15 protein-coding genes are annotated in these 13,048 nt (G+C 63.7%); 6 read left to right on the forward strand and 9 right to left on the reverse strand.

The window, feature by feature from the left end; all coding sequences use genetic code 11:
- The 4 genes from K0F86_RS09700 to ung form a co-directional block, all read left to right on the forward strand.
- On the forward strand, positions 1-1,138 hold a 1,138-nt coding region (locus K0F86_RS09700), incomplete at its 5' end, for a PLP-dependent aminotransferase family protein (protein WP_257572068.1).
- Positions 1,139-1,213: 75 nt separating this feature from the next.
- Positions 1,214-1,918, forward strand: coding sequence for a lipoyl(octanoyl) transferase LipB (lipB, locus tag K0F86_RS09705; RefSeq protein WP_219134182.1), 705 nt, complete (start codon positions 1,214-1,216; stop codon positions 1,916-1,918).
- A gap of 37 nt (positions 1,919-1,955) precedes the next feature.
- Positions 1,956-2,972, forward strand: coding sequence for a lipoyl synthase (gene lipA, locus K0F86_RS09710; protein ID WP_219134183.1), 1,017 nt, complete (start codon positions 1,956-1,958; stop codon positions 2,970-2,972).
- A 142-nt stretch (positions 2,973-3,114) separates the two neighbouring features.
- A complete protein-coding gene (gene ung / locus K0F86_RS09715; protein WP_219134184.1) occupies positions 3,115-3,783 on the forward strand; it encodes a uracil-DNA glycosylase in 669 nt (222 codons plus the stop codon).
- A 61-nt stretch (positions 3,784-3,844) separates the two neighbouring features.
- On the opposite strand, the gene K0F86_RS09720 is transcribed toward ung, so the two are convergent.
- The 4 genes from K0F86_RS09720 to K0F86_RS09735 form a co-directional block, all read right to left on the reverse strand.
- Positions 3,845-6,001, reverse strand: a complete 2,157-nt coding sequence (locus K0F86_RS09720) for a TonB-dependent receptor (RefSeq protein ID WP_219134185.1) — start codon at positions 5,999-6,001, stop codon at positions 3,845-3,847.
- Positions 6,002-6,092: 91 nt separating this feature from the next.
- Positions 6,093-6,431 (reverse strand): hypothetical protein, encoded by a 339-nt coding sequence (locus K0F86_RS09725; protein ID WP_219134186.1) that lies wholly within the window; start codon positions 6,429-6,431, stop codon positions 6,093-6,095.
- Positions 6,432-6,498: 67 nt separating this feature from the next.
- Positions 6,499-7,320, reverse strand: a complete 822-nt coding sequence (locus K0F86_RS09730; RefSeq protein ID WP_219134187.1) for a helix-turn-helix transcriptional regulator — start codon at positions 7,318-7,320, stop codon at positions 6,499-6,501.
- Positions 7,310-7,855 carry a YbhB/YbcL family Raf kinase inhibitor-like protein gene (locus K0F86_RS09735; protein WP_219134188.1) on the reverse strand — a complete coding sequence of 182 codons (546 nt, stop codon included), beginning with the start codon at positions 7,853-7,855 and terminating at the stop codon, positions 7,310-7,312. Before K0F86_RS09735 ends, K0F86_RS09730 begins: the two co-directional genes overlap by 11 nt.
- 214 nt (positions 7,856-8,069) lie before the next feature.
- Between K0F86_RS09735 and K0F86_RS09740 the strand changes: the two genes are divergently transcribed.
- Both K0F86_RS09740 and K0F86_RS09745 read left to right on the forward strand, forming a co-directional pair.
- On the forward strand, positions 8,070-9,227 hold the full coding sequence (locus tag K0F86_RS09740) for a PepSY domain-containing protein (protein ID WP_219134189.1): 1,158 nt from the start codon (positions 8,070-8,072) through the stop codon (positions 9,225-9,227).
- A gap of 90 nt (positions 9,228-9,317) precedes the next feature.
- Entirely contained in the window at positions 9,318-9,740 is a 423-nt protein-coding gene (locus K0F86_RS09745) for a PaaI family thioesterase (RefSeq protein WP_219134190.1), read from the forward strand.
- 46 nt (positions 9,741-9,786) lie between these two features.
- Here K0F86_RS09745 and K0F86_RS09750 read toward each other — a convergent pair whose 3' ends face one another.
- The 5 genes from K0F86_RS09750 to K0F86_RS09770 form a co-directional block, all read right to left on the reverse strand.
- Entirely contained in the window at positions 9,787-10,482 is a 696-nt protein-coding gene (locus K0F86_RS09750; protein ID WP_219134191.1) for an anti-sigma factor domain-containing protein, read from the reverse strand.
- Positions 10,479-11,066 carry a sigma-70 family RNA polymerase sigma factor gene (locus K0F86_RS09755; protein WP_219134192.1) on the reverse strand — a complete coding sequence of 196 codons (588 nt, stop codon included), beginning with the start codon at positions 11,064-11,066 and terminating at the stop codon, positions 10,479-10,481. Before K0F86_RS09755 ends, K0F86_RS09750 begins: the two co-directional genes overlap by 4 nt.
- A gap of 101 nt (positions 11,067-11,167) precedes the next feature.
- Positions 11,168-11,680 carry a peroxiredoxin gene (locus K0F86_RS09760; protein ID WP_219134193.1) on the reverse strand — a complete coding sequence of 171 codons (513 nt, stop codon included), beginning with the start codon at positions 11,678-11,680 and terminating at the stop codon, positions 11,168-11,170.
- A gap of 70 nt (positions 11,681-11,750) precedes the next feature.
- Positions 11,751-12,425 carry a BON domain-containing protein gene (locus tag K0F86_RS09765; protein WP_219134194.1) on the reverse strand — a complete coding sequence of 225 codons (675 nt, stop codon included), beginning with the start codon at positions 12,423-12,425 and terminating at the stop codon, positions 11,751-11,753.
- Positions 12,418-13,014 (reverse strand): phosphoheptose isomerase, encoded by a 597-nt coding sequence (locus tag K0F86_RS09770; RefSeq protein ID WP_219134195.1) that lies wholly within the window; start codon positions 13,012-13,014, stop codon positions 12,418-12,420. Before K0F86_RS09770 ends, K0F86_RS09765 begins: the two co-directional genes overlap by 8 nt.
- Positions 13,015-13,048: the final 34 nt, after the last annotated feature.

The raw sequence follows: 13,048 nt of genomic DNA on the forward strand, positions 1-13,048 counted from the left end.
CGAGCCGGTACCTGTGTCCGATACGGGCGTGCGCGACGGCTTGCCGTTTGTGGCGCGGCGCGCCGACGCCAGCCTGTTTCCCATGGCGGCCTGGTCCAAGTGCGCCACGCGGGCGCTGGCGGCCGCCACGCCGGAGCAGCTGTGCAGCGCCGATCCGGCCGGCCTGCTCCAGCTGCGCCAGCAGATCGCCGACTTCCTCGCCAAATACCGCGGCATCCGCTGCGACCCGCAAGACATCGTTGTTACCACCGGCATCCGCCACGCGATCGACTTGCTGGCGCGCGGCATCGTGCGCGATGGCGACAAGGTATGCCTGGAAGAACCGGGCTACCCGGCCGCGCGCGCCCTGTTCGCCCTGGCCGGCGCCGTGCCGGTGGACATTACCGTCGACGCCGAGGGCATCGATTGCGCCGCCCTGGCCGCGCACACCGACGCCTGCCTCGCGTATGTGACGCCGGCGCACCAGTCGCCGCTGGGCGTGACCATGTCCGTCACGCGCCGCCTGGCGTTATTGGAGTGGGCGAACGACAGCGGCGCCTGGGTGGTGGAAGACGATTACGACAGCGAATTCAATTACCAGAGCGCGCCGCTGGCGGCCCTGAAGGCGCTGGACCAGTACCAGCGCGTGATTTATTGCGGCAGTTTCAACAAGACCCTGTTTGCCGGCCTGCGCGTGGGCTTCATGGTGCTGCCGCCCCCCTTGCGCCCGCAACTGTTGCGCATCGTGCAGTTGACGGGCCGCTCCGTGGGCGTGACGCAGCAGCTGGCGCTGGCCGCCTGGATGGAGGAAGGCGCCTTCGTGCGTCATTTGCGCCAGGCCCGGCTGGCGTACAAGGAGCGGCGCGACCTGTTGCTGGCCTGCCTCGAGCAGACGGCGCCCGGGCGTTACACGATTTCCGGCCAGCAGGCGGGCTTTCATTGCGTGCTGTGGCTGCCGCCGGACAGCGACGAACGGGCGTTTTGCGCGCGCGCCGCGCAGGACGGGCTGGCGCTGCAGCCGCTCGGCGATTTTTGCCACAGCGCAAAATTGGCGCCGGCCGTGCTGCTCGGCTACACGGCCCTGAATGGGGCCCAGATACGCCATGCTGCACAAAAATTGGGCAGATTGCTGTTGTTGCCAGAGTCCGCCCCGGAATGAAACGGCGGCCTGGCTTATAATCACGGCTTCGCCGCAGCGTCCGCAGGGCGCCGGCAGCTGATTACAGAATCTGTCATGACCACCACCCGCACCGAAACGGCGCTGATCCGCGAGCTGGGCCGCGTCGATTACGAGCCGACCTTTGCCGCCATGCGCGCGTTTACCGACGCGCGCACGACCGACACGCGCGATGAACTGTGGATCGTCGAGCATCCGCCCGTGTTCACCCTGGGCCTGGCGGCCGACCGCGGCCACCTGCTGGCCGGCGCGGAGAATGTGCCCGTGGTGCAGACGGACCGTGGCGGCGAAGTCACCTTCCACGGCCCCGGCCAGGTGGTGATTTATTTGCTGATGGACTTGCGCCGCAACAAGCCGGGCGGCAAGCTGTATGCGCGCCAGTTCGTGCATAAAATCGAGCAAGCCATCATCAACGTGCTGGCGGCGTATAATCTTGCTGGCGAGCGCATCGATGGCGCGCCTGGCATCTATATCGCCGGCGGGCCAGACAAGGGTGCGAAGATCGCCGCGCTGGGCTTGAAAGTGCGCGGCAACGGCTGCACCTACCATGGCGTATCGCTCAACGTGGCGATGGACCTGGCGCCGTTTTCCTGGATTAACCCCTGCGGCTATTCCGGTCTGAAGACGGTGGACATGCGCAGCATGGGCGTGCTGGCGCCGCTGGCCGACGTGCAGCGGGCCCTGGCCCAGGAATTGACCGTATTACTCGATGTAAGCGAAGTAAACAGCGCCGCAGGCGCGCCTCAGGCAGCGGATGCCTGAGCAAACAAACCAACACGCCCTTCAAGGGCTTGCAGCCATGACTTCTGAGACCATTTCCAGCACCGCCCCCGCCGCTACTGCCGCTCCAGCGTACAACCCGAGCGAAAAGCAAAAAGGCGCCAGCAAGACGTCGCGCATCCCGATCAAGATCATTCCGATCGAGCAAGTCGAGCGCCTGAAAAAGCCGGACTGGATCCGCGTCAAGGCCGCGTCGGCTTCGACCCGTTTCTATGAAATCAAGGACATCCTGCGCGAAAACAAGCTCGTCACCGTGTGCGAGGAAGCCAGCTGCCCGAACATCGGCGAGTGCTTCGGCAAGGGCACGGCCACCTTCATGATCATGGGCGACAAGTGCACGCGCCGCTGCCCGTTCTGCGACGTCGGCCACGGCCGTCCGGACCCGCTGGACAAGGAAGAGCCGGCCAACCTGTCGAAAACCATCGCCAAGCTGCGCCTGAACTACGTCGTCATCACCTCCGTCGACCGCGATGACTTGCGCGACGGCGGCGCCGGCCATTTCGTCGAGTGCATCCAGCAAACGCGCGCCCTGTCGCCGAACACCCGCATCGAAGTGCTGGTGCCCGACTTCCGTGGCCGCCTGGAAAAAGCGTTGAATTTGTTCAAGGATGGCTTGCCTGACGTCATGAACCACAACCTGGAAACGGCGCCGCGCCTGTACAAGGAAGCCCGTCCCGGTTCCGACTACATGCATTCCTTGAAACTGCTGAAGGATTTCAAGGCCATGTACCCGGACGTGAAAACCAAGTCCGGCATCATGGTGGGCCTGGGCGAGACGGACGAGGAAATCCTGCAAGTCATGCGCGACATGCGCGAGCACGATATCGACATGCTGACCATCGGCCAGTACCTGGCGCCATCGAACAGCCACCTGCCCGTGCGCCGCTACGTGCACCCGGACGTGTTTAAAATGTTCGAGGCAGAAGCCTATAAAATGGGCTTCACCCACGCCGCCGTGGGCGCCATGGTACGCAGCTCGTACCACGCGGATGAACAGGCGCACAGCGCCGGCGTGGAATCGGCGCTGAATTTCTAAGCCCTTTACGCCAGATCAAAGCCGCCCGCTCACGCTGGCGGTTTTTTTTTGCCTGTTCGTATCGTGTCCACTTCATGCGGCTGGGCGTCCTATACTGGCGTGCTGAAAAAGCATGGTTGGTGAATAAGCTATGAGGTGAGGCATGGACGTACGCATCGACGCATCGTGGAAGGCGCGGCTGGAGGGGGAATTCGCCCAGCCGTACTGGGAACGCCTGGCGGCCTTCGTGAAGGAAGAGTATGCGGCGGGGCCGTGTTTTCCGCCCGGTAAAACCATTTTTCGCGCCTTCGACCTGACGCCGTTCGGGCAAGTCAAAGTCGTGATCTTGGGGCAAGACCCGTATCACACGCCGGGCGCCACCATGGGGCTGTGCTTTTCCGTGCCGGATGGCCATCCCGCGCAGCCGAGCCTGCAGAATATCTTCAAGGAGTTATCCGCTGACGTGGACGTGGCGCGCACGCGCACGGATTTGTCCGACTGGGCCGAGCAAGGCGTGTTCCTGCTCAACAGCGTGCTGACCGTGCGCGCCGGGGCAGCCGGCTCGCATGCGGCCAAGGGCTGGGAAAAGCTGACGGACAGCGCCATTCGCCACCTGTCCACCGAGCGCGAACACCTCGTGTTCCTCCTGTGGGGCGGCTATGCGCAAGCCAAGCGCAGCCTGATCGACCCCGGCAAGCACCTTGTGCTGGCGGCACCCCACCCTTCGCCCTTGTCGGCCAGCAAAGGTTTCTTTGGCAGCAAGCCGTTCAGCCAGGCGAATGCCTACCTGCAGGCGCACGGGCAGGCGCCCATCGTCTGGGGCGATAGCTGAAGCATGACGGCAACCGACAGCGGCAGGCGTTGCACCCTGCCGCTGTCTTCGCGCGTAACTTTTAGAAGCTTGTGGACAGACCTGCGTACAGGCTGCGGCGGGCGCCGTACTGCGGTGCCCCCACGCCCACGCCGGAACCGTCGCGCAGCAGGTACGACTTGTCGAACAGGTTGATCAGGGCCAGCCGTCCTTCCACCTTGCCCACGGGCGTGTTTTTCCACGTGTGCGTGAGCGCCGTGTTGACGGTGAGGTAACTCGGCAGATGGCCGGAATTGGGCGCGCCGCCGTCCGGCGTCATGCGCAGGCCGCTGCCGTAGAGGAAGTCAGCGCTCACTTGCGAGTCGCCGAAGTGATAATGGCCGCCGCCCGACAGCGTGTATTTCTGGTCATGATCGAGATAGACATAGTGGGAGCTGATGTAGTTCAACTCATCGGCGCCAAACAGGGCCTGGCCCGAATTGATGTTGCGCCCTTGCGCCTTTTGCGTGCTGGCGTTGAGGAACAGGCCCCAGTTTTTCTCGCTGTAGATGGCCGACAATTCCAGGCCCTTGGCGTAGCCGTCCGCATAGTTGAATGGCGTCAGTATCAATGCCTGGCCGAACTGGCCTTCGTCCAGCAGGTTGTTGATCTTTTTATAGTACACATCGGCCGTCACGGTCAGTTTCGAATTGACCTGGTGGCTGATGCCCACGTCGTAGTAATGCGTGCGTTCGGCCTTGACGTTGTCCGACTGGCCGATTGCCGGCGCATTCGTCGTGTTCGCGTACAGGTCGATGCTGGCTTGCGCCGCCAGTTCCTGCGGCGGCGGCGTGAAGTAGCGCGAATAGCCCGCGTGCAGGGCCGTGCCCGGCGCCAGTTGATACGCCAGATTCACGCGCGGGCTCCATTGCTGCTCGCTCGTGTAGGCCGAGACCTTGTCGAAGCGCGCGCCATAGTTCAGGGTCAAAGGTTTGCTGATATGCCATTCATCCTGCAGGTAAAAGCTGGCCAGGGTGCCCGTCTTGCCGCTGTTGTCCAGGATGCTGACCGGCGTGGTGGAGGCTTGCGCCCCGTCCACGGCGGGGAAGACGGCCACCGTGTTGTCGCTGCTCGTCTTCTGGCGCGTGTAGGCCAGGCCCGCGCGCACGGTGTGGTCCTGGTGCAGCTTGTAACTGATGTCAAACTGGGCACCCGAGGCGCTGTTCGCGCGGCGCGCATCCGAGGCCACGCCGTTGTAGATCAGGTCGCCGATGGCGTCGGGCGTGAAGTGCAGTTCCGAATACTGGTGGAAGGCGGACACCTGGTAATTGATGTCGCCCAGGCTTTTTTGCAGCGACAGCACCAGAAAACGGTTCACTTCGCGCTGGTTTTCATTCAGCTGCGACGACGGCAAGGTGGACGTGCCCGCCTGCGCATCGCTGTGGCCGGCGAGCGAGAAGCCCGGCGCCTGGTTCGGGTTGTTCGGGATCTGGAAGCGGCCGTTGTAGGTGCCGAACATGGCGCCCAGGCGGGTATTATCATCAAGGAAATATGACAGGCTGCCGAACGATTTATTCTGGCGCGTCTTGTCGTGCAGGGCGCTGCGCGTGGCCTGCGGGTTTTCCACGCCCAGCGCATTGCCCAGATAGCTGCCGGACAGGTAGTAATTGAACTTGCCCACGCTGCCGAAAAATTCGGCACTCGGCTCCACATGGTCGTGGCTGCCGAGCATGATGCCGATGCGCCCGCCCGGCGTCATGCCACCCTCCTTCGTTTCAATATCGACGATGCCCGCCGTGCGCAGGCCGAACTGGGCCGGCAAGGCGCCCGTCATGAAATCCGTGTGATCGATCAAGCGCGTGTCGATCGACTGGCCGAAGCCGCTGATACTTTCGGGCAGTTGCACGCCATTGATGCGATATTGCACGTTGGCATGGTCATCGCGCACATGCAGGGCGCCGGAGCCCTTCGAATCCTGCGATACGCCCGGCAGGCGCAGCAGCACTTCATTGAATGGCGTGTTGTCGCCCTGGCCCAGCATGTCGACCATGTGACTGTCGATGCTGTAGATGGTGGTGCCGACTTTCGGCGACAGCTCGATGCGCGCGCTTTTCAGATGGGCGGAGGTGACTTCGACCTTTTGCATGTCTTGTGGGGCGGCATCGGTATTGGCCTCGGCAGGTTCGGCGGCGTGGGCGGAAAAGCTAAACAGGCTGGCAAGGGTGAGCGACAGCGCGCTCAGGCGTGGTGTGTGTTGCATGGTAAACCTCGAAAATAGTCAACGCCAGGCGGCCCGGCGCGCATGCAAGCGCGACAAGGGGCAGCCTGAAAAAGGAAAAACGGCGTGGGAACTACAGTGAGGCGGCAGGCGGGCCGCGCACGGGCGGCAGGACGAGGGCGGCGACGGGCGCCAGGGTGGCGGGCGCGAGGGCCAGCAGACGGTACGGCAGTAACTGGACGGGCGGCTCGGTGATGGCCGGCGGCACGGCGAGATCGGCCACCTTGTCGATGACGGTGGCGCACAGCGCGCACTCTTCCGCGTCGAGCGTCGTCTTGTGCAGGTGCGAGGCGGCCGTCGACAGCAGGAACACGAGGGCCAGCGCACTGAACAGAGCCACGCACAGCCGCCACGGCGTGCGCGCGAGGGCGGACGCCGGGTAAGGCTTGCGGGTGGGCTGGCGGGAAGACATGGGCGCATAGTAGCAAGAAAATCGCCGCCTTGTCAGTGCTTGTTGCGTGATTTGCGCCAGAGCGGGCTTACACGGTGGCGCGCAAGTCGCGCGGCGACAGGCCGTAATGCTGGCGGAAACGGGCCGCGAAGCGCGATGGCGAGGCGTAGCCGCAGGCGGCCGCGATGTCACCGATGGGCAAGATTCCCGATTGTAATTCCTGCAAGGCCAGTCCCAGCCGCACGTCTTCCAGGATGGCGCGGAAGTGCCGCTGCTCCAGGGCCAGCTGGCGGCGCAGGGTGGACGCACCCAGGTGCAGATGGCTGGCGACCTTGGCCACGCTCCAGTCGGCGCCCGGGTCCAGCAGCAGCACTTGCTGCACGCGCGCGGCCAGCGGATCGCGGCGGTCCAGCAAGAGCGGGCCGCAATGGCCGCCCAATGCCAGGGCCAGCAGCAAGCCTTCCGCCTGGTGCGCCAGCAGCGCGGGCGGTGTGCTGCTCGCCAGGCTGGCCGTCAGCTGGTCCCAGGCCAGTGCCGCGTGGGCATCGAGCGGCACGCACAGGCTGGCCGTGGACGCCTGGCGCAGCTGGGTATCGACGAGGCCACCATGGCGCGCGCGGAAACGGGCGATCAGGGCCGGCGAAAAACTCAGCACTTCCGCCCGGTAGCCTTGCGCGCCGGGCAGGTTGGCCACGCCCAGTTCCTGTCCCGCCGGCATCAGCACTACATCGTGCATGCCAGCGCGTGCCTGGCGCGCGCCCCACTCCAGCAGTTTCGTTCCCTGCCGCACGCGGCACAGGGCGCTCTGGAAGACGGGCACGCGGCGCAGGGTCTGCGCGCGGCGCGCCTCGATGGTGCCGTGCGCGATGCGCAGCTCGCTCAGGGCCACCGCGTCCATGTCATCGGCCATACAGTCCCGTCAGCTGTGCCTTGCCCAGCGCGTTGGCGTTGAGCATGTAGCCGAGCATGGCGCCGCTGGCGTGCTGGTCCAGCGGCAGCTTCTCCACGCTCAAGGCCCACACCGTGAGCTGGTAGCGGTGCGGCTGGTCGCCCGGTGGTGGGCAGGCGCCGCCGTAGGCGCTGTCGCCGTAATCGTTGCGTCCTTGCACGGCGCCCGCTGGCAAGGTGGACGTTGTCGTCCCCGCAGGCAAGGAGGTGGTGCTGGTTGGCAGATTGAACACGCTCCAGTGCCACCAGCCGCTGCCCGTGGGCGCGTCGGGATCGTACAGGGTGATGGCAAAGCTGCGCGTGCCGGCGGGAGCATTGCTCCACGACAATTGCGGCGCCAGATTGCCGCCCGTGCAGCCGAAGCCCTGGAATACTTGCGCGCTCGCCAGGCTCTGGCCGGGAGCGATGTCGGTGCTGGTGACGGTGAAATCGGCCGCGTGGGCACCCAGGTGAAGGGCGAAACCCAGCGTGACGGCGAGGAGGCGGGAAGTGGTCATGGTTTTCCTTTCGATAAGTATAGGGGAAAGTGTATGCCGTGCAAGCTGTACCCGCGATGCCGATGCGCTCGCTGATAGTGCTGAAACGCTCGTTTTTATCCGAATCCGACGTTCCCATGAGCGTACTATGCGGTTCTTCCCTTTCTTGATGCGCATGATTTTCACTGTGGGGCTTTCATGCTATCGTTCCGCAGCCCTGTTCCCCAAAGTTTCCATGTCACAACGCTCGATCAAGTATCTGCTCAGCAAACTGCACCTGTATGCGGGCCTGTGGTTTGGCGCCCTGTTCGTCCTCTTGGGCTTGACGGGTTCCGCCATCGCCTGGATGCCGGAACTCGACGCGTATCTGAATCCGAATTTGTTGCAGGCGAGCACGCCCGCGCCCGGCCAGGTGTTCCAGGTGACGCCGCGCTCCGTGCAGGCGGTGGTGGATGCACTCACGGCCGACCCCGCCTACGGCAAGCCGGCCCAGCTCAATCCGCCCGCCGATGCGCGCGACGTGTACGTGGCCTCGTACCGCCAGGCGGGAAAGCCGTCCCCGTTCAGCCAGGCCATCGTGCGCCAGGTGATGGTCGACCCCTACACCCTGCAAGTCAAAGGCGAGCGTGACTGGGGGCGTTTCGGCTTCACGCGTCCGCTATTGATGTCGGGCATGTTTCATTTGCACCGCTATGTATTGTCGGGCGATGCGGGCAAGACCATCACGGGCATTTCCGGCGTGATGCTGCTGATGATGGCGCTGAGCGGCATCTATCTGTGGTGGCCGCGCCTGCAGTGGACGGCGATCAAGCGCGCGCTGACCGTGTCGCATGGTGGCTCCTGGCCCCGTTTTTATTACACGTTTCACAAGGCGGCGGGCTTCTTTGCCGCGCCCGTGCTGGCCGTGCTCGCCTTTTCCGGCATCTATTTCAATTTGCCGCAATTGATCGTGCCGCTGGTGGCGCTCGTGTCGACGGTGCCGGACACGGCAAAATTGAAAAATGTGGCCCAGGACGGCGCCCTGCTTGATGCGGGCCAGGCGATGGCTGCCGCGCAACTGCTGTATCCGCAGGCGCGCGTGTCGCGCATCGTGCTGCCGGCCAGGAAGGACCAGCCGTATGACGTGCGCGTGCGCCAGCCTGGCGAAATCGCCCACGGCGACGGCGCCACGCGCATCACCCTCGACGCGCGCAGCGGCTTGCCCCTGCGCATCCGCGATCCGCTCATGGCCTCGTATGGCGAGCGCTTGCTGGGCTGGCAATTTCCCCTGCATTCGGGCCAGGCGTTCGGCGTGGCCGGGCGCGCCTTTATTACGGTATTTGGCTTGATGCCGCTGCTGTTCCTGTTGACGGGCAGTTTGGTGTGGTGGAAACGGCGGCGCGGCCGGAAATAGGCGGCCGTCAAACCGATGTGGGGAAAGTTGCTATCATCATAGTATTTTCCGGCGCATCTCCTGTCCGGATTCACCCGCACAAGGACCAGCATGAGCAATCCCGATATCACCGTAGCAATGTTGAATGAGCGCGGCACCGGCCGCTTGCCCGGCCACCTGGGCATCGTCATCACGGCCGTGGGCGACGGCCAGCTGACGGCGGAATTGCCCGTGCTGCCGCATTTGCTGGCGCCGAACGGCTATCTGCACGCGGGCAGCGTCGTGACCCTGGCCGACACGGCGTCCGGCTATGGCTGCATCGTCAACCTGCCCGAAGGCGCGAACAACTTCACCACCATCGAGTTGAAATCGAACCACCTGGGCACGGTCCGGGAAGGCACGCTCACCTGCACGGCCAAGGTCGAGCACAAGGGCCGCAACACGCAAGTGTGGGATGCCGTGGTGAAAAACAAGGAAACGGGCAAGACGATTGCCCTGTTTCGTTGCACGCAGATGATTCTGTATCCGAAATAGGCCGGTAGGTCGGGTTAGCAGCAGCGCTGCGTAACCCGACATTTCCTTATAGCCTGACCCAGTTACCTTTATACAAAACGGGCCCCGTCGGTCCGTTCGGATTCGGCGAACCGCCTTTCGGTTCCAGGGTGACGGCCAGCAAGGCCACGTCGTTGCCGATGGCGCGCTGCGACAGGGCCAGTGTCACGTTTCCCTTGTCGGCCAGTAAACCCAGGGAACGCGGGTTGCCGCTCTTGGGCACGGCCCACAGTTCCAGGTCGCGATCGGCAGGCACGGGCGCGTTGCCCACCATGCGCACATCGAGCGCGCCGTGGCGGCTGTCGGCCGTCAGCAGCAGGGCCGTTTGCGCTTTCTCGTCCGTCAGGCTGGCGACATAGCTGATCTGCGGCGCGTCCATCACGCGCGTGGCCACGACGATCACCAGCAGCGCGGCGATGGCGCTCGACGCCAGGCCCAGGCCACGCCAGAACGACAGCGAATCGCGCCATAGCGACCAGCCGCCCTGCGGCTTCAGGTGCAGGCGCTGCTCGATCTGCTGCCACACGCGCTTGGGCGGCGCCACGGGCGTGGCGAATTCCGCCATCGGTTCCAAACGCTGGCGCCATTCGGCCGTGATATTGCGCAAATCGGCGTCGTTGTGCAGCCAGCCTTCGAAACGCCGCCGCGCGCCCCCTTTCAGGGTGCCCAGCACGTATTCGGACGCCAGTTTCTGACGCAGCGCGTCATTGCCGCGGATATTCATGATGCCTCCCGTTTCTCCAGGCACGTGCGCAGCCGTTCCAGGCTGCGGCGTATCCACGTCTTCACGGTGCCGATCGGCAGCGACATCTGCTGCGCCACTTCGCTGTGCGACAGGTCGTGATAGAACGCCAGGGCCACCACCTGCCGGTGCAGCCCTTCCAGGGCCGACATGCAAAACGCCAGCGCCTTGGCGTCACCGCTCAGTTGCAGTGATTCAATCGGCGTGGCCTGGGGATCCCGCAGTGCATTCATGACTTCGCTATCAAACTGTTCGGCATCGATTTCCACGGTATCGTCGCTGCGCCGCAGCACATCGAACGCCTTGTTGCGCACGATGGTGGCCATCCAGGTCATGGGCGCTGCCAGATGGCTCTGGTAGGTGGCGGCATTGTTCCAGATGGCGACGAAACCCTCTTGCAAGGCTTCTTCAGCGAGCTCTTGCTTATGCAATATACGCAGAGCGAAGCCAAACAGTTTCGATGATGTGCAGTTATATAGCTGACGGAACGCGATGGCGTCCTTGTTGCCGGCGGCAAGCAGCCAGGCTTTCAGTTGTTGCGGGTCGGGTGGAGCGGCTAGGGGCACGGCTGGCCTTCACAAGGTGAATCGGATCACGCCTGGGAAGGTTATAACAGTATGGCAACACTTGGCAACAAGGTTTTGTCGCGTGTGCGATGGCCGCGCAATTAGCCGGCGATCGCAGATTCGAGCAGCTTGTGCAGTTCGGCGAATTCCGGCTTGCCCACGTAGCGCTTGAGGATCTTGCCCTGCTTGTCGAGCACGAAGGTGGTGGGGGTGAGGGCCACGTCGCCATAGGCCTTGGCCGCTTCGCCCGTCACGTCGAGCGCCACCTTGAACGGCAGCTGGCGCGTTTCGGCGAAGTTCAGCACGTAGTTGGCCGGATCGTATTTCATGGCCACGGCCACAAATTCCAGTCCCTGCCCCTTGTACTTGTTGTAGGTGTCGATCATCTCCGGCATTTCCGCCACGCAGGTGGTGCACGAGGTGGCCCAGAAATTGACCATCACCACTTTGCCGCGCAGGCTGTTTGAAGTGATTTTCTCGCCATGGATGCCGTGGAAAGTCACATCCGGCGCGCTTTGCTTGTTGTTCAGAAACGCCGCCATCGCAGCGACAGCCATCAACGCCACACAAAATAGCGCGGGCTTGTTCCAGGATTTGGCAGTCGATGTTGACATAGTTTTCACACCAGATAACGTAATGATGGGGACATTATAGCCACATCGTTCTGTTCACGGCCTAGGGGCTTTACTGTCCGACGGAGTTGTTGACGCGTGCAGGTGCCGGGTCCGGCTGCAATTGTTTCAATTCCGATTCCGAAATGTAGTCGAACAGCTTGACCACTTTCTGTACGCCGCCCACGCCGCGCGCCACGTCGGCCGCGACCGTGCCTTCGCGCTGGGTAACGCGGCCCATCAGGAAGACGGTGCCGTTTTCCGTGACGACCTTGAACGAGGCGGCCGAGATGGTTTTCATGTCGACCAGGCTGGCCTTGACCTTGGCCGTGATCAGCGCGTCGTTCGAGCGCGAGGTGTAGCTGGCCGGGCCGGCGATGATCAGTTCATTGGCCACCGATCCCACGCCCTCGATATTGCGCACTTCGCGTTCGACGGCATTTTTCATCGCTTCATCGCGCACTTCGCCCGTCAGCAGGACGCGGCGGTTGAAGCTGGTGACATTCACATGGCCGGCATCGCCGACGATGGAGGGGATGCGCGACTCGCCTTTCAGGGCGATCGACTTGTCTTCGGTCTGGGCGCCCAGGGTGCGGCGGTCCGCTGCGGCAACGCCGCCCATCACTGCGCCGCCGACCATCAGTTCGATGCAGCCGGTGAGCGAGGTGAGCATGGCGCCGCACAGCAGTGCTGTCGCCAATGGGCGTTGTACGCGTTTCCAGCCTGGGCCAGTACCGAATTTAGTCATTCACGTCTCCTCCGAATAGCGCGACGTCGATGCCGTCGCAGATGCAATGTATGGTAGTCAGATGGACTTCCTGGATGCGCGCCGTGCGCTCGGCCGGCACGCAGATATGCACGTCGGCGTCCGTCAGCATCTTGCCGATGGCGCCGCCGTCCTTGCCCGTCAGCGCCACGACGCGCATTTCGCGCTCGAGCGCCGCTTCCACGGCCGCCATCACGTTGGCCGAATTGCCCGATGTGGAGATGGCCAGCAAGATGTCGCCGGCCTGGCCGAACGCTTGCACCTGCTTCGAGAAAATCTCGCGGTAGCTGTAGTCATTCGCCACGGCCGTCAGGATCGAGGTGTCCGTCGTCAGCGCCAGGGCCGGCAGCGGAAAGCGCTCGCGTTCGAAACGTCCCACCAGCTCTGCCGCGAAATGCTGGCAGTCGGCGGCGGAACCGCCGTTGCCGCAGGCGAGGATCTTGTTACCGTTGGACAATGCATAAAACATCAGGTCGATCGCCTGCGCAATGGGTGGCGCCAGCACGGTGGCGGCCTGGATCTTGAGTTCGGCACTTTCGTGGAAGTGCGAGAGGATGCGTTGATTATTCATAGTCTGCCGATTATAGTGCAGGCGCGCGGCATGG

The sequence above is a fragment of the Janthinobacterium sp. UMAB-60 genome (genome assembly GCF_900095235.1).
Taxonomy (GTDB): Bacteria; Pseudomonadota; Gammaproteobacteria; order Burkholderiales; family Burkholderiaceae_D; genus Janthinobacterium.

What these genes read in the sequence shown, in the direction of transcription:
- lipB (WP_219134182.1), top strand. Translation starts at nt 1,214, where the DNA reads ATGACCACCACCCGCACCGAAACGGCGCTGATCCGCGAGCTGGGCCGC.
- lipA (WP_219134183.1), top strand. Translation starts at nt 1,956, where the DNA reads ATGACTTCTGAGACCATTTCCAGCACCGCCCCCGCCGCTACTGCCGCT.
- ung (WP_219134184.1), top strand. Translation starts at nt 3,115, where the DNA reads ATGGACGTACGCATCGACGCATCGTGGAAGGCGCGGCTGGAGGGGGAA.
- K0F86_RS09720 (WP_219134185.1), bottom strand. Translation starts at nt 6,001, where the DNA reads ATGCAACACACACCACGCCTGAGCGCGCTGTCGCTCACCCTTGCCAGC.
- K0F86_RS09725 (WP_219134186.1), bottom strand. Translation starts at nt 6,431, where the DNA reads ATGTCTTCCCGCCAGCCCACCCGCAAGCCTTACCCGGCGTCCGCCCTC.
- K0F86_RS09730 (WP_219134187.1), bottom strand. Translation starts at nt 7,320, where the DNA reads ATGGCCGATGACATGGACGCGGTGGCCCTGAGCGAGCTGCGCATCGCG.
- K0F86_RS09735 (WP_219134188.1), bottom strand. Translation starts at nt 7,855, where the DNA reads ATGACCACTTCCCGCCTCCTCGCCGTCACGCTGGGTTTCGCCCTTCAC.
- K0F86_RS09740 (WP_219134189.1), top strand. Translation starts at nt 8,070, where the DNA reads ATGTCACAACGCTCGATCAAGTATCTGCTCAGCAAACTGCACCTGTAT.
- K0F86_RS09745 (WP_219134190.1), top strand. Translation starts at nt 9,318, where the DNA reads ATGAGCAATCCCGATATCACCGTAGCAATGTTGAATGAGCGCGGCACC.
- K0F86_RS09750 (WP_219134191.1), bottom strand. Translation starts at nt 10,482, where the DNA reads ATGAATATCCGCGGCAATGACGCGCTGCGTCAGAAACTGGCGTCCGAA.
- K0F86_RS09760 (WP_219134193.1), bottom strand. Translation starts at nt 11,680, where the DNA reads ATGTCAACATCGACTGCCAAATCCTGGAACAAGCCCGCGCTATTTTGT.
- K0F86_RS09765 (WP_219134194.1), bottom strand. Translation starts at nt 12,425, where the DNA reads ATGACTAAATTCGGTACTGGCCCAGGCTGGAAACGCGTACAACGCCCA.
- K0F86_RS09770 (WP_219134195.1), bottom strand. Translation starts at nt 13,014, where the DNA reads ATGAATAATCAACGCATCCTCTCGCACTTCCACGAAAGTGCCGAACTC.